This window comes from Paludicola sp. MB14-C6, assembly GCF_030908625.1.
Lineage (GTDB): Bacteria > Bacillota > Clostridia > Oscillospirales > Ruminococcaceae > Paludihabitans.
The window spans coordinates 1,525,878-1,549,146 of the sequence record NZ_CP133133.1 but is presented as its reverse complement, the minus strand read 5'-3'; the positions used below and the strand labels follow the sequence as shown (position 1 = coordinate 1,549,146).

Sequence of the window (23,269 nt, the reverse complement as noted above, 5' to 3'; positions counted from 1 at the left end):
CTTTCATGGAGGCTAATATGAATTCTATTAATCTGAAAACTGAACTAGAAAACAATTCTTATCCGGGCAGAGGTATTATTATTGGTAAAAGCGAAGATGGTGAACATGCTGTTATTGCTTATTTTATTATGGGCAGAAGCGAAAACTCAAGAAACCGTATTTTTGAAACCTTTGAAAAAGGAATTCGTACGAAAGCTTTTGATGAATCAAAGCTTGTTGATCCTTCTTTAATTATTTATGCACCGGTTCGTGTTATCAGGAACCAAACCATTGTTACAAATGGTGATCAAACAGACACAGTATATGATTACTTAAAAGGCGGAAAAACCTTTGAAGAGGCTTTAAGAACACGTACTTTCGAGCCGGATCCGCCAAACTTTACACCAAGAATCTCCGGTATTGTTGAAATCTTTGACGGAACCTTCAACTATAAGCTATCTATCTTAAAAAGCAATAACGGTAACGAAGCTTCTGCACAACGCTTTTTCTATGAGTATGCTGAACCTGTAAATGGAGAAGGTCATTTTATTCATACATACAAGTGCGATGGAAATCCAATTCCTAGCTTTTATGGTGAGCCAAAATCAGTAAAGTTAACAGGTTCCATCGATACGTTAACCGAAACTCTATGGAACAGTTTAAATTCAGACAATAAAGTATCTTTATTCACAAGATATATTCACTTAACAACTGGCGCAGTTGAAACAAGAATTGTGAACAAAAATCAATAACGGAGGTTGAAAACATGGCGAACGAATTATTTTTAAAATACGGATGTAACCCGAACCAAAAACCTGCTCGTATTTTTATGCAAGAAGGTGATCTTCCCATTACCGTTTTAAGCGGCAATCCCGGATTCATTAACTTTTTAGATGCATTCAACAGCTGGCAATTAGTAAAAGAACTAAAACAAGCAACAGGACTTCCTGCTGCTACTTCTTTTAAACACGTTAGTCCAGCTGGTGCTGCAGTTGCAATTCCGCTAACCGAAACCTTAAAGAAAATTTATTTCGTTGATGACATTGAACTTTCTCCTTTAGCTACTGCATATGCAAGAGCAAGAGGTGCTGACAGAATGTCTTCCTATGGCGATTTTATAGCCCTTTCCGATACTTGTGATAAAGAAACTGCAAAGCTCATTGCTCGTGAAGTGTCAGACGGCGTTATTGCTCCCGATTATACCGAAGAAGCTTTGGAAATTCTAAAAGGAAAACGCAAAGGCGGATATAATGTAATCAAAATTGATCCGAATTATGTGCCAAACCCAATTGAACATAAAGATGTATACGGTATTACATTTGAGCAAGGCAGAAATGAACTTGCAATCAACAATGATTTATTAAGCAATATCATTACCGATAACAAAAATCTACCAGATGATGCAAAGCGTGATTTAATCATCTCTTTAATCACATTGAAATACACTCAATCTAACTCTGTTTGCTATGTAAAAGACGGTCAAGCAATCGGTATAGGCGCCGGCCAACAATCTCGTATTCACTGTACAAGACTAGCAGGAAACAAAGCAGATATTTGGTGGCTTCGTCAACACGAAAAAGTATTAAACCTGCCTTTCAAACAAGGTGTTCGCCGTGCTGATCGAGATAACGCAATTGATGTTTATATCTCTGATGATCACGAAGACGTTTTAGCAGAAGGTGCTTGGCAAGCGCTCTTTACTGAAAAACCATCTGTATTTACTCGTGAAGAGAAAAAAGAATGGCTAACCAAACTAACTGGCGTTGCTCTTGGTTCTGATGCATTCTTCCCATTTGGCGATAATATTGAACGTGCAAAACGCAGTGGCGTTTGCTATATTGCACAACCGGGCGGTTCTATTCGTGATGATCATGTTATTGCTACATGCAACAAATATAACATGGCTATGGCATTCACAGGAATTCGTTTATTCCATCACTAAACGATAGATTGTTATTGAATTTCATTAAAGGAGCAAAAGATGAAAGTATTAGTTGTTGGTGGTGGCGGAAGAGAACACGCTATCATAAAAAAGCTGAAACAAAATAAACGCATTTCTACTATTTATGCAGCCCCTGGTAATGGTGGTATCTCTTGCGATGCTACTTGTGTTGCTATCAAAGCGACCGATATTGATAGCATGGTGGCTTTTGCACAACAAAACAAGATTGATTTTGTTGTTGTAGCGCCAGATGATCCATTGGTTCTTGGTATGGTAGATTCTTTTGAGGCTGTTGGAATCAAAGCATTTGGCCCAAATAAGGCTGCTGCAATTTTAGAGGGAAGTAAAGTTTTTTCAAAAGAGCTCATGAAAAAATACAACATTCCAACTGCAGCGTACGAAACTTTTGATAACGTAGACGAAGCAATTGCTTATGTAAAGTCACAAAATAGCTATCCTACGGTTATTAAAGCGGATGGACTTGCACTAGGTAAGGGCGTTATAATCGCAGAAACCCTAGCAGAAGCAGAAGAGGGTATTCGCTCTATTATGGAAGATAAAGTTTTTGGAGCGAGCGGAAATCATATTGTAATCGAAGAATTTTTGACAGGCCCTGAAGTTTCTGTTTTATCTTTTTGTGATGGAAAAACAATTGTACCTATGGTTTCTGCAATGGACCATAAACGTGCTTTAGATAATGATAAAGGCTTAAATACAGGTGGTATGGGTACCATCGCACCAAACCCATTTTTCACAGAAGACGTTTTAAAAGAATGTCAAAAAACGATTTTTGAACCAACTATGGAGGCTATGAACCAAGAGGGTAGACCATTCAAAGGCGTTATCTTCTTTGGCTTAATGATTACCCCAAACGGAACAAAGGTAATTGAATATAACTGTCGTTTCGGTGATCCTGAAACACAAGTAGTGTTACCATTATTAAAAACCGATCTATACGATATTTTTGAAGCAGTAGTTGACGAAAGATTAAATGAAATCAACATTGAATTTGATACAAAATCTGCGGCTTGCGTTATTATGGCATCCGGAGGATATCCGCAAAAATATCAAACTGATTTTGAAATTAGCGGTCTTGATAAAAATGGACAATGCAGTGGTGCTACAGTTTATCATAGCGGCACAAAGCTTGATACAGCATTTAAAACCGCAGGCGGACGTGCGCTTGGTGTCAGTACATTGGGTGATACCCTAAATGACGCTATAACGAATGCATATTGCGCAGTAGATACCATTCATTTTAAACATGCTCATTATCGTAAAGACATTGGCAAAAAAGCATTATAAATAAAAGAAGTCTCTCACAAGAGAGGCTTCTTTTTCTTTATTGCATTTTATCATAACATCCATACTCTTATTGATTTTCCTTTTCAAACTGCTTAATATTATCAAGTGTAATTATTTTATGAGGAAGTCGTATGTATTTCCCATCCAGGTATGGAATCGAGTCCTTAGGGTTTTTATCAAACGCCAAACAATAAGATAGCTCCAACATTGCTTGTGCTTGCCCTTTTGCATCACTTAACACCGTTCCGGTAAGTGTTCCTGTATGAATGGCATTTAATGCAGGAGGTGTAGCATCCACTCCAATAATTAACGGCATTTTTTCTTTTTCTATATTAAGAATGTTATATGCATCAATTGCACCCAATGCCATATCATCGTTATTCGAAAAAATAACTTCAATTTTATCTCCGAATTTCGTAATCCATTGTGTCATTTTTGTACAAGCTTGACCTCTTTGCCAATTTGCAGTATCATTTGCTAGCTTTTGAACTTCTATTCCGGCTTGTGTAACCGCTTTCACAGAATATTCTGTCCGTAACAAAGCATCTTGATGTCCCGGCTCGCCTTCAAGCATAACATATTGTAAGATATTATCTTTATTTTTATCTACAGATTTTGAATTCCGATTAAAAGCATCCACAGCTATTTTTCCTTGCATAGAACCGGATAAAACAGCGATTGCGCCAACATAATATAGCTGATCCCATCTTTCTAAATCCTCTTCAACAGGCTCTCTATTTAAAAAGATAAGCGGTATCTTTGCTCGTTTTGCCTTATCAATAATAACCGCAGCAGCTGTACGATCAACCATGTTAATACAAATAACATCATAATTTTGCTTTAAAAATTGATCCACTTGCTCATTTTGAACCATTTGATTTCCTTTACCATCTACAGCGTTGATATCAATTTTAATACCAAGATTCTTTTCTTTTTCTTTCGCAGCAGCTTCAAAATGAGATAAAATAGTTGAAATAAAGGTATCATTAAATTTATAAAGTGCAACCCCTATCTTAATGGTTTTTACCTTAGAAGGGCTGCTTAGATTGTTTTTTGCACAAGAACTAGTCAAAGAGGTCACTAACAGCAAACACAAAAATAAAGAAATTAGCTTTTTCATAGAATCCTCCTAACAATAAAAACAATTCATCTAACAAAAGGAAATAGAAGTCTTTCTGCTACCGGATCATACATATTATGCTTATTCACCATTTGATAAGAAACCATTATTGGTTTCTTATCCTTTTTTTTATGAGTAGGGTTTGCAATTGCATCCACAGCTAAATAGCCAATGCTAAAATCATTTGGTACAATAGATGCTTTTATGATATCTTTTTCAAGATAAGAGGTAATCACACTCGTTGCACCGATTCCAAAAAGTTGAATATCCTTACTGTTTGTACTTTCTATCATAGAAGCAACCGGCTCTAAAATTAACTGGTCAGGACATATGATAACGTCGGCTTCTTTTAAGTCTATGATATTTTTAATTTGCTCTGTTGCTTTTTGCTCTTCATTTGAAATAGAAACAATATAAAATTCGTTGTTTGTTTTTGATAATTGATAGGTGATTCCATCTATTCGCTTTTGAATATTATCACAATTAGGGCTGTTATTTAAAATTGCAATCTTTTTTTTCACATTTGCTTGTGCAACAATTTCATCTACAATTGCAATTCCCATATTATAATTATCCATTGTAAGTAGTGCGGTTAATTTATTGGAATGAACAGGCGAGTCAAAAGCAACTACCGGTATTATAGAGGCAATTTCATTCACCGGTTGCACCAAAGCGTTACTATCAGCTGCCGAAAGAATAATTCCTTTTGCTCCGCCATCTACCTCGCGTTGCAGCAAGCTGATTTGCCGTTTTGCATCATTGCTTTCTTGTAATGTTACAAAGCTTAATTCAACATTAAAATCCAACGCTGCTTGATCCATTCCTTGTTTTACATGCGCCCATTGTTCATTGGTTGTTCCTCTTACAACCACAGAAACAGGGATAGGGGCTTTCGCTTTTTTGTTACCTGTATTGAAAGTGAAAAAGAGAAGCACAACCAAAGAGATTAACATACAACCTAAAATGAAAAACAATCTCTTTTTTGTCATAATAATCCCCCTAATTCAAAACATTAGCTTTTTCCATCCTCATATTTTCTATAAGGAATTCTGATGCGCATAACCGTTCCCTTATCTTCTTCACTTTGAATTTCCAATCCATAAGGAGCACCATAGGTCAGTCTAATGCGTTGATACACATTGCAAAGTCCGATTCCCGCACCCTTTGTATTTGATTTCATAACATCCAATAACAAGCTTTCAACCTTTTCTTGAGCCATACCCGGTCCGTTATCTTCAACCTCAAGAATGACCTCGTTATCTTGACAGTATCCACGGATTGTAATCATACCATCTCCATCCATGAATTCCATCGCATGATAGATTGCATTTTCAATCAGAGGCTGCAATACAAGCTTTATAATGGATAATTCATTAATTTCCGGAGAAATATCATATTCAACAGAAAATCTGTTCTTATAACGTATCGACTGAATGGTTAAATAATATTGAGCATGGGCAATTTCATCCGATAGTTTTATAATATGGTCACCCTTACTCAAACTAATTCTAAATAGTCTAGCAAGTGCTGTTACCATAGTAATTGCGCCTTCGTACCGTTCGTTCTCAATCATCCAAACAATACTGTCGAGGGTATTATAAAGGAAATGTGGGTTTATTTGTGATTGCAAAGCTTCTAAATCATCTTTTCGCTTCATTTCATGCTGTGTTACAATATCGTCCATAAGCTGACGCATTGTATTTACCATAGAATATATAGAATGGCTTAAATGCTGAATTTCATAAGATCCACTTACATCAATATCAATATCAAGCTTTCCTTTTTCAATTTCTTTTACGCAATTTTCTAATTCCTTTATTGGATCTACAATGCGAGAAGTAAGAAATATATTTGCAAAAACTAAAAGAAATATGGTAAACAAAATAATTATGATGCCATATATTCTGATTTGTAAGGTATCTGCCAAAATATCTTCTGTGGGTGTAACGCCGACAATTTTCCACCCTGTATAGCCAACTGTTTTTACAGTCACTAATCGTTTTTGATTCTTATATGTCTCAACATGGTTACCATCCTCATATTTTACTGCGGCATGATTATTTTCATTTAAAATTCCTGCATAAAGAAGTTGTTGCCGAGGATGATAAATAATTTCTCCGTTACGGTCAACAAGATAAATATACCCTGATTTACCCAAACTTACTTCTTTGCAGATTTGTTCCATACTGCTAAAGCTCATATCAACAAGCAATACTCCGCCTTCTGTATTACCACCATACGTAAGTTCAACTTTTCTACTTAATGATACTACCCATCTGGACAAGTAACTTGGATCATAAAATAAATTCTGAACATGTGGGGTTGAAAAATGTAAATTCTCCATTTTGTTGATTGCGCTGATAAACCATCCTTCATTGGTAGGCGTAATATTATTATTCATATTCGAAATTGGGACAGAACTAACCAATCTTCCGTTTTCGGTAAAAACTGCAATGCTGACTATATTGTCTCTATTGGTATCATATAGTAGACTTATTTTTTCATTCAGACTTTCTGATTTCAGATCAGTGTTTTTTATAATGCGATAATAGGTGGAATCAGAAACACGTCTTAAGTTTTTTAAATATGCATCAAGGTTTATATTTACTTGCTCTAAAACACGAGTATTGCTTTGCGCAATAAGGTCGTTATTTGCCACACGGAAACGAGAAAGAAGGGATAACCCTATAAATATCATGCCGAGTACTGCAACAATAGTAAATGATACGGAAATCACCATTTGAATGCTGCTGTTTTTATAAAAACGTGCTATTTGCTGAGACAGTTTTTTTAATCTTGTTTTCATCAGCATTCTCCCCAAAATTATTCTCGATATTTAGACGGTGACATTCCATGATATTTTTTAAATACATAGCTAAAATAATTAGGATCGGTATATCCAACTAACTGAGCAATGACATTTGTTTTGGAATCGGTTGTCTTTAATAGCTTTGCAGCCGCTTCCATTCTTACAAAAGTAAGATAGTTAATAAACGTCATACCCGTTTCTCGTTTAAATATAGTTGAGAAATATGCAGAACTTAAGTGCAAATATTCACAAAGGGTTTCAACCGATAATTCCGCTGAAGCGTAATTTTCTTGTATATATGCTTTCGCCATATTTGCCATCGTTTGCAATGTGCTTGTTCTCAATTCACAAATTAACTTGTTTATTTTAATACAGCTGTTTAATAGCCATTCTTCCACCTCATCCAAAGAAGAAAAATCGGTTACGCAAATATATCCTTTAAAATTTTTACCAAACACCATAGCTTGATCAAGTTGATAGCCTCGAATTAATCTTGTAAGCGTTGCCATAATACCCATTAAAAAGCTTTGACAAGATTCTATTGATAGCTTTTTTTCACGAAGATGGCTAATAATTGATTTGATGGTTTCTTTCATGGAATCTGCTGAGCCAACTTTAATTGCAGTTGTTAAATTCCGTTCATCTTGTTCCTCGAACTCAATTGTTTTGACAAAGTTAGGTTCTAAGTCATCTATGTATATTGCTTTTCCACTTCCAACTATCACTCGATAGTCCATTGCATTCAGTGCTGTTTTATAGGCATAATGTAGGGAAGACAACTTATTACAAACAGAACTTACACCGGCACATAACGTAAATTGCGATATTCTGTTTGCTTGTTTGCATATTTGATTCGCACAATCAATGGCTTCTAAAATCAATGTTTCATTTTCGAGCCCAACAATAGTAACAATGTTTTCTCCGTACATAAAGCTTTGAATTGGAAATTTTGATGACAGGTTTTCATCTACAATACGTTTAGCGGAAAGCGGTATCAATTCTGAATCTGTGTTGCTTTCAAACGGCTCGTTTTTAGATACCTTTTCCGTTTTAAATACAATTACACAATGAAAAGGGGAAGAAAAGGTAATATCCAATTGTTTTGCTTGAGAAAAAAGCTGCTGTGATGGTACTCGTCCTTGTATAATGCGTAAAAGAAACTCTTCTCGCATAACGGGTAAGCTGTTTCTGTAATATTCTCGTAGCGTTTCCAAATCACGCTTGGCATCAATTTCCGCATCCAGCGTGCTTTTTAATTTTCTCAAAATTTCTGTTAATTCCGCACTGTTAATTGGTTTCAATATATAGTCTACAGCATTAAACTGCATTGCTTGCTTCACATATGAAAATTCATCAAATCCGGAAAACACAACCAGTTTCACTGCAAAGTTTTGTTCTATCAGCCTTTTGCAAAGAGTCAACCCGTCCATATAAGGCATTTTAATATCGGTCAATACAATATCGGGATGTAAAACAGTTGCCATTTCAAGCGCATCTACACCATTTGCCGCATTCCCAACCAGAACAAGCCCAAGTGAATCCCAATTGATTTTCTTTTGAATTCCTATACGGATTTCTTCCTCATCATCCACTAAAAGTACACGATAAAGGCTCATCGTATCACCCTATATAATGAAAAATAAAGCTTTCATTATCCTTTCTTTTTTTATCTATTGATAATTAAATGGAATTAATGAAATTTCAACCAATTTTATTTAAAACCATTTTAACATTATCAGTAAAAGAATTCAATGTATATGTTGAAAACCCATCAAGTTTTTGATGGGTTTTCATTGTTTATCTCGTTGCTATTATAATACTGACAATTAGTGCGGCAAAAATAATGCCAATAAAAATGTCAAGCGCTTTAACGGAGATGTTAATTTTGGAATATAAACAATCTTTGAAAGTTGTTTGTTTTTTCTCTTCTTGTTGGTTTTGTATATTCTCGTTCATAATTATCACCTATTTCTTTGCAATATATTTTCTTACGTCGATTGATACTGCAATAATGATAATTAAGCCTCTGATTATGTACTGCCAATATGAGTTTACTCCTATGAAAATCAATCCATAGTTGATACACTGTAACAACATAGTTCCGATTAACACTCCCGGAATGGTACCAACACCACCGGAGAAAGATACACCACCTACAACACAAGCAGAAATTGCATCCAACTCATAGTTAATACCAGTATTCGAGTTTGTTGATCCAATACGTCCGCCTTCCAAAAATCCAGCTATACCATAAAGTGCACCTGAAATTAGGAAGATAATCATGATATTCTTTGCAATATTAACACCTGATACCGCAGCAGCTTCGGGATTACCACCAATTGCAAACATATTTTTACCCAGTGTTGTTTTATTCCATACAACCCACATAATCAAAGATATAATTGCAAGATAAATAATTAAGTATGGGATGCCGAAAATAGAACCATTTACAAAGTTAGTATATCTGGCATCGAAGTTTGCAATTGGCTGTGCTCCCAACGGAGGACGATCTATGTAGATACAACCGGCACCATAAGCAATGAGCTGTGTACCAAGCGTAATGATAAAAGCATGTATTTTAAGCTTTGCTACTCCAAATCCGTTAATTGCACCAAATACAAGTCCGATTAATATAGATGCTACCAGAGGCACGATTAGTGGAAGTGCTTTTAAATCCGGATACATTCGTGAAGCATATGTTGTAGATTGCAGTAAGGAGCTTGCAACAATTGCACATAAACCTAATACACGACCTGCGGAAAGGTCTGTTCCTTGTAAAACAATCAATCCTGCAACGCCTAATGCCATAATTCCTCTTGTTGAAGCCTGTGTAGCGATTTTTACAAAGTTATTTAGGGAAAGAAAGCCCGGTTCAATAATTACAAAAGTTATAATCATAATGATTAAAACAATATATAGTGCGTAGTTTAATAAAAATGACTTTACCTTTTGCGCATTCACTTTATTCATACGATTCACCCTCCATTAAATGTATTTAGCGGCTAACCGCATAATTTCTTCTTGATTTAACTGCTCTACATCTTGAATTCCCGCTACTCGTCCATTTGACATAACAAGAATTCTATCGCAAATTCCGAGCAGCTCAGTCATTTCAGAAGATACCATAATGACTCCTTTTCCCTCATTTGCAAGATTTAAAATCAATTGATATATTTCATATTTTGCACCAACATCAATTCCTCTGGTTGGCTCATCCAACAATAATATTTCAGGCTTTGTTAAAAGCCATCTTCCGATTATAACTTTTTGCTGGTTACCACCTGATAGGGAACGAATGAGCGTTTTTTTGCTTGGTGTTTTTACATTCATACTGCTAACAACCCAATCGGTATCCTTATCCATTTTATTATTTTTAAGTAATCCTAAGCTGCTGTAATCTTTTAAGTTTGCAATAATCGAATTAAATCCAACGCTCAGTCCCGCAAAAATGCCGCTTGCTCGGCGTTCTTCTGTTAACAATGCAAATCCATTGTCAATTGCCTTGCGAGAGGTAGTATTCTCTACCTTTTTGCCATACAAAGAAATGGTTCCTTCGCTGTGATGCGCTATACCAAATATGGTTTCAACCAACTCCGTACGTCTTGATCCAACAAGTCCGGCAATTCCCAAAACTTCACCTTTTCTGAGCGTAAATGAAACATTTTTAATGGACGGTTGATATAATGCAGTTAGATTCTCAACTTCAAGAATGACATCCGATGGTTTATTTGTTTTCGGAGGAAAACGATTTGTTAATTCACGTCCAACCATTAACTTTATAATTTTGTCGGTAGTAAGCTCCGTTGCTTTGTGAGTCGCTACCCATTTTCCATCACGCATAATAGTTACTTCTTGAGAGATTTCTAAAATCTCCTCCATTTTATGCGATATATAAATAATTCCGCACCCATTATCTTTTAGTTTATTGATTATTTTAAAAAGATGTTTTACTTCTTCTTCTGTTAAAGAAGAAGTTGGTTCATCCAATACAAGAATTTTTGCATTGTAAGAAACCGCTTTTGCGATTTCAACCATTTGGCGTTGGGATACAGATAATTTTCCGATTTCAATTTTAGGGTTAATATCCAGTTCGAGCTCTTTAAAAATTGCAACAGTTTTTTGATACATTTCTTCTTGATTAACAAAACCTATTTTTTGTTTGGGATATCGACCTAACCAAATATTATCCATTACATCTCGCTTCAGCACTTGATTCAGCTCTTGATGCACCATTGCAACACCATTATCAAGTGCTTGATGTGGATTATTAAATCTTACTTTTTTACCCTCTATTTTAATTTCGCCATTGTCTTCTATGTAAACACCGAATAAGCATTTCATCAATGTAGATTTTCCGGCTCCGTTTTCTCCCATCAATGCATGTACAGTTCCAGGCTTTAGCCTAAAGTTTACGTTATCCAATGCTTTTACACCGGGAAACTCTTTCGAGATATCAATCATTTCAAGAAGATAATTGGTCTGTGACAATTGCATTCACCTCATTTCATTCTATGAACGTATCACTTTGAAACAATAGGTCGCATAGTGATGATTTCACCACTCTGCGACCATTTGTAACAGAAAGGATGGATTTCCTTATTTGTTATAAGGTTGGTATGGGATACGAACACATACACCAGTATCATCATACTTGTATGAAGTATCAGCAAGTGGTTCTTTACCAGTAGCAGAGTTCATACTTAATTCGAAAACAGCCTTAGCCATACCAGGAGCATCTTGTAAAACAGTACCGCTCATACAGCCTTTTGCTATTAAATCTTTTGCAGCGTCAGTTGCGTCAACACCGAATACAGGAATATATCCTTTAGAATCTTTTTCTTTGTTGTATCCGATTGCTTGTAATGCAGCGATAGCACCTTGTGCCATACCATCATTATTTGCTAAAACCATTTCAATCTTTGTATTATATTTGTTTAGCCAAGCTTCCATTGCAACTTGTGCTTTTGCTGTGTCCCAATCACATACTTGAAGTCCAAGTTCTTCAACTTTAACGTTCTTACCAGCGATTGTTTTAACAGCATATTCTGTTCTTGCGATAGCTTCTGGGTTATTTGGTTCACCTTGTAATAAAACATAGCTCATTTTGCCGTCTTTATTTACATCATATTTAGAACCGTCGCCCCATAGTTTAACAGCCATTTCACCTTGGATAATACCTGCATCTTTTGCAGTAGTTCCAACGAAACGTGCTTTATCATACGATTTAACTGCTTTTGAATCCGGCTCTCTGTTAAAGAACACTAGAGGAATTTTAGCAGCTTTGGCTTTATCTATAACAGTTTGTGCTGCTCCGATATCCACCATGTTTACTACCAAACAATCCACTTTTTTCTCAATTAAGAGGTCTATTTGGTCATTTTGAGTTGCTTGGTCGCCTTTACCATCGTTTAGCAATAGCGTTGCTTTATCTTTTGCTAAATCTTCTAATGCTTGGCGAACTGTTGAAATGTATGTGTCATCATATTTATAGATACACACACCGATTGTTGGTTTTTTACCGCCGGCAGATGATCCTCCACCTTTGCCTGAACATCCTGTGAACATTGCTCCAATCATCATTGTTGCAAGAAGTAGTGCTAAAAACTTTTTCATTCTTATTCCTCCTTGTTTGTATAGTATATGGCTTCATTAACTATCTTTATCATATTGTAAATAACAGGGAATCACAATAGAAAATTCTTTTGCTTTCTATCAATTTTATTCTGTACTAATAAAAATAATTTTTATATTTCCGCCTTTTTATCAAAGCATCGACAAATTACAAATTAGTATTTGCTGGTTTTATTGCAAAATGGAAATTTTAGTTGTAAAATTGACTTAATATAGAAAAAGCTCTCCAAAAAGGAGAACTAAAACAAAAGAGATAATGTGAATAGCTGCTTAACTGGAATAAAAGCGAGAATGTTTAGACAGGAAAGAAAAAAACCCTCCAAAAAGGAGAGCTGATATAGGAAGAATATTATGAGGTGAATAATGAAAAATATTTCAATAGTATATTTAATTGAGCAAATTTTTGATGATAATGGTGGTAAAACCATATCTATAGCTGATGAAATTTCTCGGTCAGAAATGGATCAGTTAATAAATACACAGTGGTTTTCTTCATTATATACTTTTATAACTCAAGCTAGAGATATTGCAATTCAGAATGGTAAAGATTTTCAAGATTACATACTACCAAGCAATATTGCTAAACTCCGACAAAAACCAATTGAGGTATATCAATTAATTTTAAATGCAAACAAATTAGTTCTAAGCTATGCAACGTCTCTTAAAACATATATTGACATTCAAGAAAGAATATTAAAAAAACATGAAAAAATTAAAGAGCTTGAACAATTCAAAGAATTATGCAGTCATTTTTATGATACTTCTATTGAATATCGTTTTTGGATGAATTTTAGAAATTATGTTGTTCATTGTGAATTTCCATATCATGGTTTTGCTGAGTCTTATAAAGAAGGTTATAAATTAATTTGTAGGAAAGAACATTTATTAGAATTCACCAACTGGAAACATTCAAAAAAAGATATAGAAAACATGGATAAGGTAATCGACTTACCCAGTATGGTAATAGAAATGAGTTCAATAATAATGTCTTTATATATGAGTTTTTTCGTATATTTTGCAGAAGATATTTTCAAAGCTTTATCTGCTTTTCAATCATTCTGTAAAAAATACAATGTCAATCAACCTGCATTCTTAATTTCAAATGAGAAGATTACAAAGGGAAATTTTGAAATAATGGTAAAAAATTCTCAACTATGTCCTTTACCAACCGATACCATTATAAAAGCATTTAACGTGTTAAAGCAAAATCCTAATGTTAATATTAGTTACATTAATCACAACAATAATAACTGTAAATAAATTCTCTTATCAAAGTGTTATCAACGCACAAAAACATAGACCACAAACCCTCATGAATACTGGGTTTGTGGTCTTTTGTTTACTACTCCCACTCAATCGTTGCTGGTGGTTTTGTTGTAATATCATAAACGATACGGTTAATATTTTTAACTTCATTTACAATACGACTAGATATTTTTGCTAATAAATCATAAGGAATACGTGCAAAATCTGCAGTCATAAAGTCTGTTGTAGTAACACCACGAAGTGCTAATGTATAGTCATACGTTCTTTCATCGCCCATAACACCAACCGAACGCATAGAAGTTAACACCGCAAAATATTGATGAATATCTCTATCCATTTTTGCAAGCGCAATCTCTTGACGGAAAATAAAATCTGCCTCTTGCAACATATCTATTTTTTCTTGTGTAATATCACCAATAATACGAATTGCAAGACCAGGTCCTGGGAAAGGTTGACGCCAAACTAAATACTCAGCTAATCCAAGCTCTTGACCTAATTTTCTTACTTCATCTTTAAACAATAATCTTAAAGGCTCAATAATTTCTTTAAAATCAACATGGTCAGGTAATCCACCAACATTATGATGGCTCTTGATTACCGCCGCATCTCCTGTACCGGATTCAATGACATCAGGATAAATCGTACCTTGTGCTAAGAAATCTACAACACCAATTTTCTTTGCTTCTTGCTCAAATACACGAATAAATTCTTCGCCAATAATTTTACGTTTGGTTTCAGGATCTTCCACGTTTGCTAAACGAGAAAGGAATTGCTCTTGTGCATTTACACGTACAAAGTTAATATCCCAGCTAGCAAAAGCTTGTTCTACTTCATCGCCTTCGTTTTTACGCATTAAACCGTGGTCAACAAAGATACAAGTGAGTTGTTTGCCAATTGCTTCAGCTAATAAAGCTGCTAAAACAGAAGAGTCAACGCCGCCGGATAGTGCTAATAATACTTTACCGTCTTTTACCGTTTCACGAATATTGTTAATTGCGGTTTTCTTGTAATCTCCCATTGTCCAGTCGCCTTGACAATTACAAATTTCGTATAAGAAATTACGAAGCATCTGCACACCATTATCTGTGTGTAATACTTCCGGATGATATTGCATACCATAAAGCTTTTTCTCTGCGTTTTCCATTGCAGCACAAGGGCAAGCATCTGTATGTGCTGTTACTCTAAAACCTTCCGGAACAACTTCAATATAGTCAGTATGACTCATCCAAGTAGTAGCTTTTTCAGGTAATCCTTTAAATAATAAACTATCAGAAACAAATTGTGTCTCCGTTTTTCCGTATTCACGAGTTACTGGTGTTGTTACTCTTCCACCTAAAACATGAGCCATAAGTTGTACGCCGTAACAAATACCCAATACAGGGATTCCGAGTTCAAATAATGCTTTTTCTACATGAGGAGCTTCTTCCAAATAAACGCTATTTGGACCTCCTGTAAAAATAATTCCCATAGGATTTTTTTTCTTGATTTCATCAATCGTCATTTTATATGAATGTACTTCACAGTATACATTACATTCACGTACACGTCTTGCAATTAGTTGATTATATTGTCCGCCAAAGTCTAATACTAAAACGAGCTCGTTTTTCATATGTACCTCCCTTAATTTCTATAAAAAATTCATTTTATAGTATTCCTTAAATTTGTTTATTTATATTCTATTTTGCCATTTTACAGCCACAATTTCAATAGGAAAATAATTTTTTGAAATAAATTCTAAAAAAGCTACAACACTATACAGTATACACCGTTCATAATCGTGTATTATGAATAGTTTTTTCTATAACAAGGAGTTTTTAAATATGAATCGTCGTTCCATTATTGTGTTTTGTTCTTGCCTTTTGCTATTTAGCTTGTTATTCCTTCGTATTGGTTCTTTAACCGAAGATGAGGAATTATCAACAGTTGGTATGAAACAATCATCCTATTCGCTGACTCTAGGTCAAACAAGAGGGTTAATTTATGATTGCAATTTACAATCACTTGTGAATACTTCAACCCAATACGTTGCAACCGTTTTACCGACACCTCAAAATATGATTGAAATAAAAAATAATAATGTATTAGTTGCACCAAATAATATTGATGAAATCATTCAAAAAGGGAAGCCCTTTTTGTTAGAAAGTAATCTTCCTTTTGTAAATGTAGCTAATGTTAATGTATACCCCGTATCCAAACGATATACCCCTAAAAATCAGCTTGCCCAGCATATTATCGGCTATACTGATTCTTCGGGTATGAAAGGCGTTTCCGGAATTGAACTTGCCTATAACGATTTATTAAATACCAATGCGCAAACTTCTAAAATCACCTATCAATTAAATGCTTTAGGAAAACCACTATTAGGCGCACAACCCATTATTGAGTTGGCACCAGAAAATAAAAGTGGCGTAATTTTAACAATAGATAAACGTATTCAAGCAATATGTGAATTAGCTGGAGCTCGACATCTAAAAAAAGGTGCAATTGTTGTCATGGACCCTTATAATGGTGATTTAAAAGCAGTTGCCAGCTTTCCATCCTATAATCCTGCTTCCATCGCTTCCGCTGTTAAAGATAAAGAAAATTCTCCTCTCTTAAATCGTGCTTTTTCCGCTTATAATGTTGGTTCAACCTTTAAAATAACAACAACCGCAGCTGCCCTTTCCTCTGGCATTAATCCAAACACTGTTTTTTCTTGCAACGGTAAAATCGAAGTTTTAGATGTTCCTTTTAAGTGCCATGAAGTAAAAGGACACGGCAAGTTAAACTTAAAGTCCGCTCTCTGTGTATCTTGCAATCCTTATTTTATACAACTTGGATTAAGGCTTGATCCAAGCCGCTTCTTAAATATGGCTCGTGATTTATCATTTGGAAAGCCAACGCAACTTTATGATAATTATAAAACAGCAAGTGGTACTCTCCCTACACTAGGAGAATTGCAAAGTCCCGCTGCCATTGGCAATCTCTCTTTTGGACAAGGCTCTTTAACTGCAACTCCTATTCAAATTGCGCAAATGATGAGCAGCGTTGTTAATAAAGGTAATACTTCATTTGCTAATCTAATAATAGGTACAACTACCAACGGTAAAAGTATTTTGTATACCAAAAAGGAAAACTATCCAATTAAAGCAATGACAGAACAAACCGCCAACCTCATTAAAGAAGATTTGATTTCGGCTGTTATGGAAACACCTAACCAAAATGCAAAACCTTCCTATACTACCGCAGGTGGAAAAACAGGAACAGCGCAAACAGGAGTAAAGGTTGATGAAAATGAACTATGTCAAGGCTGGTTTGCGGGGTTTTTTCCTGCAGATAAACCCCAATATGTAGTTGCTGTTCTTTGCGAAAACGCCCGCAGTGGAAATCAAGATGCTTCTCCTGTTTTTAAAGAAATTGCTGACGCAATGACCAAACCTGCCACTATAAATTAACAAATTTTTATGCATTTATATACTTTTTTGTTGAATTTATAAGTAAACCGTGATATATTTATATACTAATCATATATATTGATTAGTATTACTTAGATTGGGGTTTTTGTATGATCATGAAACTAAACTATAACATAATTGCTGTTTTATTGAGTATTGTATTTTTTATATCCCTTTGCCTGTTAGATGTTACAATTTTTACACCAGCAGAAACAAAAGTAGATGCCAAGCAAGACGTTGTAGAATTACCTGTTGCAATGTATCATCAAATCCTGAAAGACTATAAAAGATGGGGAGATTATGTAATTCCTCCTTCCCAGTTTGAGGAAGATTTAAAATATATTCAACAAAAAGGGTATACTACCGTATCTGCGCAACAAATAATGAATTATGTTAACAAAGGAACCCCGTTGCCACCAAAACCAATGTTAATTACATTTGATGATGGGTATGAAGGCGTTTACGAATATGCCTTTCCTCTTTTGAAAAAGTATAATATGAAAGCTGTTTTTGCAATTATCGGAAAACATACCGATATCTTTTCTAATCCAAATGAAAAGCAAAGTGTAGTATATGGTCATGCAACTTGGGATCAATTACGCGAGATGCAAAAAAGCGGTGTTTTTGAAATTGGAAACCATACTTATAATATGCATGATGGACCTGGAAATAGGCGATATGGAACAAAGATAAGACCGGGTGAGTCAATTGTAGACTACAAGATTGCTCTTGATAAAGATGTTGGAGCACTTTATAAGCAAATTGAAAAAGAAATCGGAGTAGCACCACTTGTTTTTGCTTATCCTTTTGGAGCAATTTGTCCTGAAAGCAAGCCAATTTTAAAAGATATTGGTTTTTCCATTATTTTAACGAGTGAGCAAAAAAACAATACCCTCACTCGAAATATGGCAACTCCAATATATCTAAAACGTTTTAATCGACCACATTCAGACAGCACATCCTCGTATTTTAAAAAATTTAATGAAGTTAAAAAATAGTTAAAACCGTCTGCTTGTTTTGGCAGACGGTTTTATTCTTTTTATTTGTCTTGATAACGAATTGGATTCTTTTTTGCTGAAAATTTACTCAAGATAACCATTGCCACAATCATCAACGCAAGCGATATAATAAGTGGTAACCACGCATTATTTACTATACCCATTACAAAATATCCAACTACACAAACTCCTGCTACTAAAGTAGCATATGGCAATTGGCTCGATACATGATCCATATGGTTACATCCTGCTCCCGTAGAAGAAAGAATTGTCGTATCGGAAATAGGGGAAACATGGTCTCCATATACGGCTCCTGCTAAAATTGATCCAAAAATAGGGATCAACAACGCTTGGGTATCTGGTGTAATACAAATTGCTGCTCCGATTGGAATTAACAATGCCATTGTACCCCATGAAGTACCTGTTGCAAAAGCTAGGAAACCTGCTACCACAAATATTACAGCCGGTAAAATAAACACAGGGAAGTTTGCATCATTTACCCAATGTCCAACGAAACCACCTACATTTAAGTATTCCGTACTACAAATACCACCAATTGACCAAGCTAAAATCAAAATTAAGTATGCAGGAACCATTGATTTTACTCCTGTAGCAATTGCACCCATAAAATCTTTAAAACCTAAAACTTTACGAATAGAATAGAAAACCAAAGTAAAGATGAGTGTGCCTATACCACCTAAAACCAATGATAATGATGCATCTGTTGCTCCAATTGCTTGAAAAGCAGTAACTCCTTTTCCGACGAACATACCACCCGTATATAGCATTGCAAGAATGGTAAGTACAATTAACGTTCCTATTGGTAATACTAAATCTATAACCTTGCCATTTTTGTTTTCTTCCACACCACCAAAGCTTTCGGTTTCAACTTGCTTCTTTGCAGCATGTACGTCTCCATTTTCAATTGCTATTTTTTCAAATTTAGCCATTGAACCAAAGTTGATGCGAGATAAACAAATAATTGCTACCATTACAACCGTACAAATAGCATATAAGTTATACGGAATTGTTTGAAGAAACGCTGCCATTCCATTTTTCACACCGGCTTCTCCCATATAGCTGGCAACTGATGCTCCCCAGCTTGAAATCGGAGCAATAATACAAACCGGTGCGGCGGTAGCATCTAAAATATAGGCTAATTTTGCACGAGAGATGCGATGTTTGTCCGTTACCGGACGCATAACTGTTCCAACTGTCAGACAATTAAAATAGTCGTCAATGAAAATCAAGACGCCCAAAGCACTAGTTGCCATTGCCGCCCCTTTTCTTGTTTTTAGCTTTGTTGATGCCCATGCCCCATAAGCACGTGAGCCTCCTGCCATAGTTACTACTACAACAATTGCACCAAGCAATCCAAGAAAAATCAATATATTTGCATTATATCCTATTTTCTCACCCATAATTTTAACGGTTGTTGTAACCATTTCAATTGGATTCCATCCAGAATAAATGAGTGCTCCTGCAAATACACCGACCAATAATGACGATAATACCTCTTTTGTTATTAATGCAAGAATAATTGCAATTAACGGAGGTAAAATGGACATCCATCCAAAGTTCACTGCTTCTAATGCTTCCATACTAAACATCCCTTCTCTTTTTGCCTTATTTGTATTTTCAAGTAACATTTTTTATAACTGAAAAACATGCATTTACAGTATATCATAAGCTTCTTTTCTTTGGCAAATAGGACTTTTTCCCTTTGTTTTTTCCTTCTCATTTTTATAATGTCATTTTTTGAATCACATTATTAACCATTTTTTCAAAATAGTTATTTTACACAAACAATTAACAATTTGTTTATAATTAGCGTGTTATAATTAACTATAGTATTATTAGGGGTGATTTTTTTGGAATTGGATTTTAAATTTTCTATTAAAAAACGTAACCGAATTGAAATTTTGAATTTGCTTTTAAATAAAGGTCCGCTATCACGTGTTGATATTGCAAATTCAATTAAATTGACTAAAGCTGCCGTTACTATTATAACCAACGAAATGATACAATGTGGTTTGCTCTACGAAAAAAGCGGACAACCACAACAAAATCGCCTTACAAGAGGAAGGCGAAAAATTCTTTTAGATATCAATGAATATTATCGTCTCGTTTTTGGAATTGTTTTTGAAAAAGATTCCATGATTATTGGATTAACCAATTTAAAAGGTGAAACACTAGATAAAAAGAAAATACAAATCAACGGCAAAGTTTATCGAGAAGTTTTAGAGCTTATTGTAACCGAAATCCAACGTTTGATGAAATCAAACTGTATCACTTCGGAAAAAATTCTCGGCATTGGCGTTTGTATGCAGAATCTGAGCTGTTCTTTTATGGAACAAGGAACTGTTGAAGAAAAGCTGATACGCATGAAAAAAGATTTATCCTATGCAATTTCTATCAAAATCGTTACCCAAACAACGGTTAATGCTTGTTTAATTGCGCAGCATTTGTTTCAACAAGAAACAAAAAACAAAGAAAACATTTTAATGATTCGCTATGGAGATACGATTGATGCCGGCGTTATGATACGTAACCAAGTTTACATTACACAATCAAAGCGCTGTGGTGGATTTCAAGTTATGCAGTATCGTGGAGAAAGTGATACTTATAATGAATATCAAATCTCCTTGCAACAACATCCGGAAAATGAGGAACAAATAAAGAAAGAATTACAACAACATCTTGCAAAAGATATTCATATTTGCCAACTTGTACTGGATGCAAATGCAATTTATGCTTACGGTAATTATTTCGAAGAAACTCAAGAAAATATAGCACAAATCAATACAATTTTAAGTTGTGTTTTTCATCAAAAGACACCTGTTCAGCTTAGCTGTATAACTACTCCTACAATTTATCTTGCAGGATGTGCAATTGCAATAAACGAATGTTTTTATAAAGAAGGTGCTTGTTAGCTTTTTGTACACCTTGCACAAATTTGTATTTTTGAGTTTATTATTTTGTTGCTTTTTGTTGATTTTTCAAATATTACTGTGTATACTATAACCATTCACTTTAAGCTATCCATATAGGAGATTTTATGAAAAACAATACCGAATGGATATCCATTGCAAAAGGGATTGCAGCAATTAGCCAATTCGGATTATCAATCATAATGCCAATTGTACTCTGCACCTTTTTAGGTGTTTATTTAAAAAATAAATTCGCTATTCCTGATTATATTGTCATTCTTCTCGTTTTACTTGGCGTTTTATCTGGAATCAGTTCTGCTGTTTCTTTCATAAAATCCTTTATGAAACAAGAACAAAAGAAAGATCAATTAAAACAGATGACTCCAAAATCCAATCATACATCTGAAAGACGGTGATTCTTTATTTCGCTTTTTTTTAACGAAGTAAAAAAGCTTAGTATTACTTTGCTAATACTTGATATACTGATATTATTTACTGCAATTTTTGCGGAAGCGGTTGATCTTTCGTTGTTTTTAGGAATTTTGCTTGGCAATGTCTATTGCATTTTAAATTTTGCTTTATTGGGCACTGTTGTCGAAAACGCAGTTGAACGAAGCCCAATTAGCGCAAAACATTATTTGCGTCGGCATTATATATTACGGTTTATACTAATGGGTGCTGTTTTTGCAGTTTCTTTTCTATCACCGCTTATTAACGGTTGGTGTGTTGTTGTTTCTGCTTTTGCACCAAAAATCACATATACCTGTATTGGATTTTATCAAATGTTGATTCATAAAAGGGGGGACAAGCTTGGACGTTAGCATCAATGGTCCTAAAATTCTCTTTACACTTCCTATTTTAGGTGGTCTCGATATTACCGAAACCATTGTAAACTCATGGATTGTAATTATTTTGGTATTTATTATTTGCAAGCTACTAACGCATAAACTTGAAAAGATTCCACGAAAGCGGTCTCAACAAATTGCTGAAAAATTGGTAACCATGATTGACAAGCTTGTTGCTACAACAATGGGGGAGCGAAACAAAAAATTTGCACCATATATTTTAACTTTGTTTACGTTTTCTTCATTAGGAAGCTTAATCAGCCTTTTGGGTTTCCGTTCTGTTACAGGCGATATAAATGTTACCTTAACTTGGGGGTTAATGACTTTTCTTTTAATATGGGCAAATGGACTCAAAACTCATGGATTGGGTTATTTTAAAGGCTTATTTGAGCCGGTGTTTGTAATGTTTCCGTTAAACGTCATCAGTAACACAGCAATTCCTGTTTCTTTAGCATTTCGTCATTTTGGTAACATAACAGCAGGTATGATTATTTCTACTTTATTACATGGTGCACTTGCTGCTGCGTCTTATGCATTACTCCGTTTACCAATTCCATTTTTAGAAATAGGTATTCCTGGCGTATTATCCGTTTATTTTGACGTATTCTCAGGCTTTATGCAAGCATTCATTTTCTGTATGCTCACGATGGTAAACGTTGCAAATGCCAATGAACCAGATGAAGCATAATCAAAATTAGATTATTATATTGGAGGATTTTATTATGGAAAGAGCAATCGTATTAGCAGCATCCGCAATCGGTGCAGGTTTAGCAATGATCGCAGGCTTAGGCCCTGGTATTGGTGAAGGTTACGCAGTTGGTAAAGCATGTGAAGCAATTGGCCGTCAACCGGAAGCAAAAGGTAGCATCATGTCAACTATGTTCGTTGGTTGTGCTATTGCTGAGTCAACTGGTATTTATTCTCTTGTTATTGCAATTCTATTATTATTTGTAAATCCGCTAATCGGAAAATTATAATAAAACCAAACCCGCAAAACGGGTTGTTTTATT

At 34.9% G+C, this 23,269-nt stretch carries 21 protein-coding genes; 11 read left to right on the top strand and 10 right to left on the bottom strand.

Annotation, left to right across the window (positions count from 1 at the left end; translation table 11 throughout):
• The first annotated feature begins 17 nt into the window (after positions 1-17).
• Genes RBG61_RS07485 through purD form a run of 3 tightly spaced genes read left to right on the top strand, consistent with a single transcriptional unit; the run spans position 18 to position 3,226 of the window.
• Positions 18-731, top strand: coding sequence for an IMP cyclohydrolase (locus tag RBG61_RS07485; protein WP_307942308.1), 714 nt, complete (start codon positions 18-20; stop codon positions 729-731).
• Between the two features lie 14 nt (positions 732-745).
• Positions 746-1,921 carry a phosphoribosylaminoimidazolecarboxamide formyltransferase gene (locus RBG61_RS07480; protein ID WP_307942306.1) on the top strand — a complete coding sequence of 392 codons (1,176 nt, stop codon included), beginning with the start codon at positions 746-748 and terminating at the stop codon, positions 1,919-1,921.
• Between the two features lie 39 nt (positions 1,922-1,960).
• Positions 1,961-3,226 (top strand): phosphoribosylamine--glycine ligase, encoded by a 1,266-nt coding sequence (gene purD / locus RBG61_RS07475; RefSeq protein WP_307942305.1) that lies wholly within the window; start codon positions 1,961-1,963, stop codon positions 3,224-3,226.
• Positions 3,227-3,293: 67 nt separating this feature from the next.
• Here purD and RBG61_RS07470 read toward each other — a convergent pair whose 3' ends face one another.
• The 8 genes from RBG61_RS07470 to RBG61_RS07435 form a co-directional block, all read right to left on the bottom strand.
• Complete coding sequence (locus tag RBG61_RS07470) at positions 3,294-4,346, bottom strand: galactose ABC transporter substrate-binding protein (RefSeq protein ID WP_307942303.1); 1,053 nt, start codon at positions 4,344-4,346, stop codon at positions 3,294-3,296.
• Between the two features lie 26 nt (positions 4,347-4,372).
• Positions 4,373-5,335 (bottom strand): substrate-binding domain-containing protein, encoded by a 963-nt coding sequence (locus RBG61_RS07465; protein WP_307942302.1) that lies wholly within the window; start codon positions 5,333-5,335, stop codon positions 4,373-4,375.
• Between the two features lie 23 nt (positions 5,336-5,358).
• Complete coding sequence (locus RBG61_RS07460; RefSeq protein ID WP_307942300.1) at positions 5,359-7,152, bottom strand: sensor histidine kinase; 1,794 nt, start codon at positions 7,150-7,152, stop codon at positions 5,359-5,361.
• A gap of 17 nt (positions 7,153-7,169) precedes the next feature.
• The gene (locus RBG61_RS07455) at positions 7,170-8,771 is read right to left on the bottom strand and encodes a response regulator (protein WP_307942299.1); all 1,602 of its coding nucleotides are present in this window, start codon (positions 8,769-8,771) and stop codon (positions 7,170-7,172) included.
• Positions 8,772-8,952: 181 nt separating this feature from the next.
• Positions 8,953-9,111 carry a hypothetical protein gene (locus RBG61_RS07450; RefSeq protein ID WP_307942298.1) on the bottom strand — a complete coding sequence of 53 codons (159 nt, stop codon included), beginning with the start codon at positions 9,109-9,111 and terminating at the stop codon, positions 8,953-8,955.
• A 9-nt stretch (positions 9,112-9,120) separates the two neighbouring features.
• Positions 9,121-10,125 (bottom strand): galactose/methyl galactoside ABC transporter permease MglC, encoded by a 1,005-nt coding sequence (mglC, locus tag RBG61_RS07445; protein ID WP_307942297.1) that lies wholly within the window; start codon positions 10,123-10,125, stop codon positions 9,121-9,123.
• Between the two features lie 15 nt (positions 10,126-10,140).
• Entirely contained in the window at positions 10,141-11,649 is a 1,509-nt protein-coding gene (gene mglA, locus RBG61_RS07440) for a galactose/methyl galactoside ABC transporter ATP-binding protein MglA (RefSeq protein WP_307942296.1), read from the bottom strand.
• Positions 11,650-11,751: 102 nt separating this feature from the next.
• Entirely contained in the window at positions 11,752-12,768 is a 1,017-nt protein-coding gene (locus tag RBG61_RS07435; protein ID WP_307942295.1) for a galactose ABC transporter substrate-binding protein, read from the bottom strand.
• 381 nt (positions 12,769-13,149) lie between these two features.
• On the opposite strand from RBG61_RS07435, the gene RBG61_RS07430 reads away from it, so the two are divergent.
• A complete protein-coding gene (locus RBG61_RS07430) occupies positions 13,150-14,046 on the top strand; it encodes a hypothetical protein (protein ID WP_307942294.1) in 897 nt (298 codons plus the stop codon).
• An 82-nt stretch (positions 14,047-14,128) separates the two neighbouring features.
• Here the strand turns inward: RBG61_RS07430 and guaA are convergent, their stop codons facing one another.
• Positions 14,129-15,661 (bottom strand): glutamine-hydrolyzing GMP synthase, encoded by a 1,533-nt coding sequence (gene guaA, locus RBG61_RS07425; protein WP_307942293.1) that lies wholly within the window; start codon positions 15,659-15,661, stop codon positions 14,129-14,131.
• A 211-nt stretch (positions 15,662-15,872) separates the two neighbouring features.
• Between guaA and RBG61_RS07420 the strand changes: the two genes are divergently transcribed.
• Both RBG61_RS07420 and RBG61_RS07415 read left to right on the top strand, forming a co-directional pair.
• Positions 15,873-17,486 (top strand): peptidoglycan D,D-transpeptidase FtsI family protein, encoded by a 1,614-nt coding sequence (locus RBG61_RS07420; protein WP_307942291.1) that lies wholly within the window; start codon positions 15,873-15,875, stop codon positions 17,484-17,486.
• A 110-nt stretch (positions 17,487-17,596) separates the two neighbouring features.
• Positions 17,597-18,484, top strand: a complete 888-nt coding sequence (locus RBG61_RS07415) for a polysaccharide deacetylase family protein (protein WP_307942289.1) — start codon at positions 17,597-17,599, stop codon at positions 18,482-18,484.
• 41 nt (positions 18,485-18,525) lie between these two features.
• On the opposite strand, the gene RBG61_RS07410 is transcribed toward RBG61_RS07415, so the two are convergent.
• Positions 18,526-20,085: a Na+/H+ antiporter NhaC family protein gene (locus RBG61_RS07410; RefSeq protein ID WP_307942287.1), complete on the bottom strand. Its 1,560-nt coding sequence runs from the start codon at positions 20,083-20,085 to the stop codon at positions 18,526-18,528.
• 270 nt (positions 20,086-20,355) lie between these two features.
• On the opposite strand from RBG61_RS07410, the gene RBG61_RS07405 reads away from it, so the two are divergent.
• From RBG61_RS07405 to atpE, 5 genes are all read left to right on the top strand, one after another.
• Positions 20,356-21,417 (top strand): ROK family transcriptional regulator, encoded by a 1,062-nt coding sequence (locus RBG61_RS07405; protein ID WP_307942285.1) that lies wholly within the window; start codon positions 20,356-20,358, stop codon positions 21,415-21,417.
• Positions 21,418-21,542: 125 nt separating this feature from the next.
• Positions 21,543-21,830, top strand: coding sequence for an AtpZ/AtpI family protein (locus RBG61_RS07400; protein ID WP_307942284.1), 288 nt, complete (start codon positions 21,543-21,545; stop codon positions 21,828-21,830).
• Positions 21,831-21,878: 48 nt separating this feature from the next.
• Positions 21,879-22,235: an ATP synthase subunit I gene (locus RBG61_RS07395; RefSeq protein ID WP_307942283.1), complete on the top strand. Its 357-nt coding sequence runs from the start codon at positions 21,879-21,881 to the stop codon at positions 22,233-22,235.
• Positions 22,225-22,947 (top strand): F0F1 ATP synthase subunit A, encoded by a 723-nt coding sequence (locus tag RBG61_RS07390; protein WP_307942282.1) that lies wholly within the window; start codon positions 22,225-22,227, stop codon positions 22,945-22,947. Before RBG61_RS07395 ends, RBG61_RS07390 begins: the two co-directional genes overlap by 11 nt.
• A gap of 34 nt (positions 22,948-22,981) precedes the next feature.
• Complete coding sequence (gene atpE, locus RBG61_RS07385; protein WP_307942281.1) at positions 22,982-23,236, top strand: ATP synthase F0 subunit C; 255 nt, start codon at positions 22,982-22,984, stop codon at positions 23,234-23,236.
• The last annotated feature ends 33 nt before the right edge of the window (positions 23,237-23,269 follow it).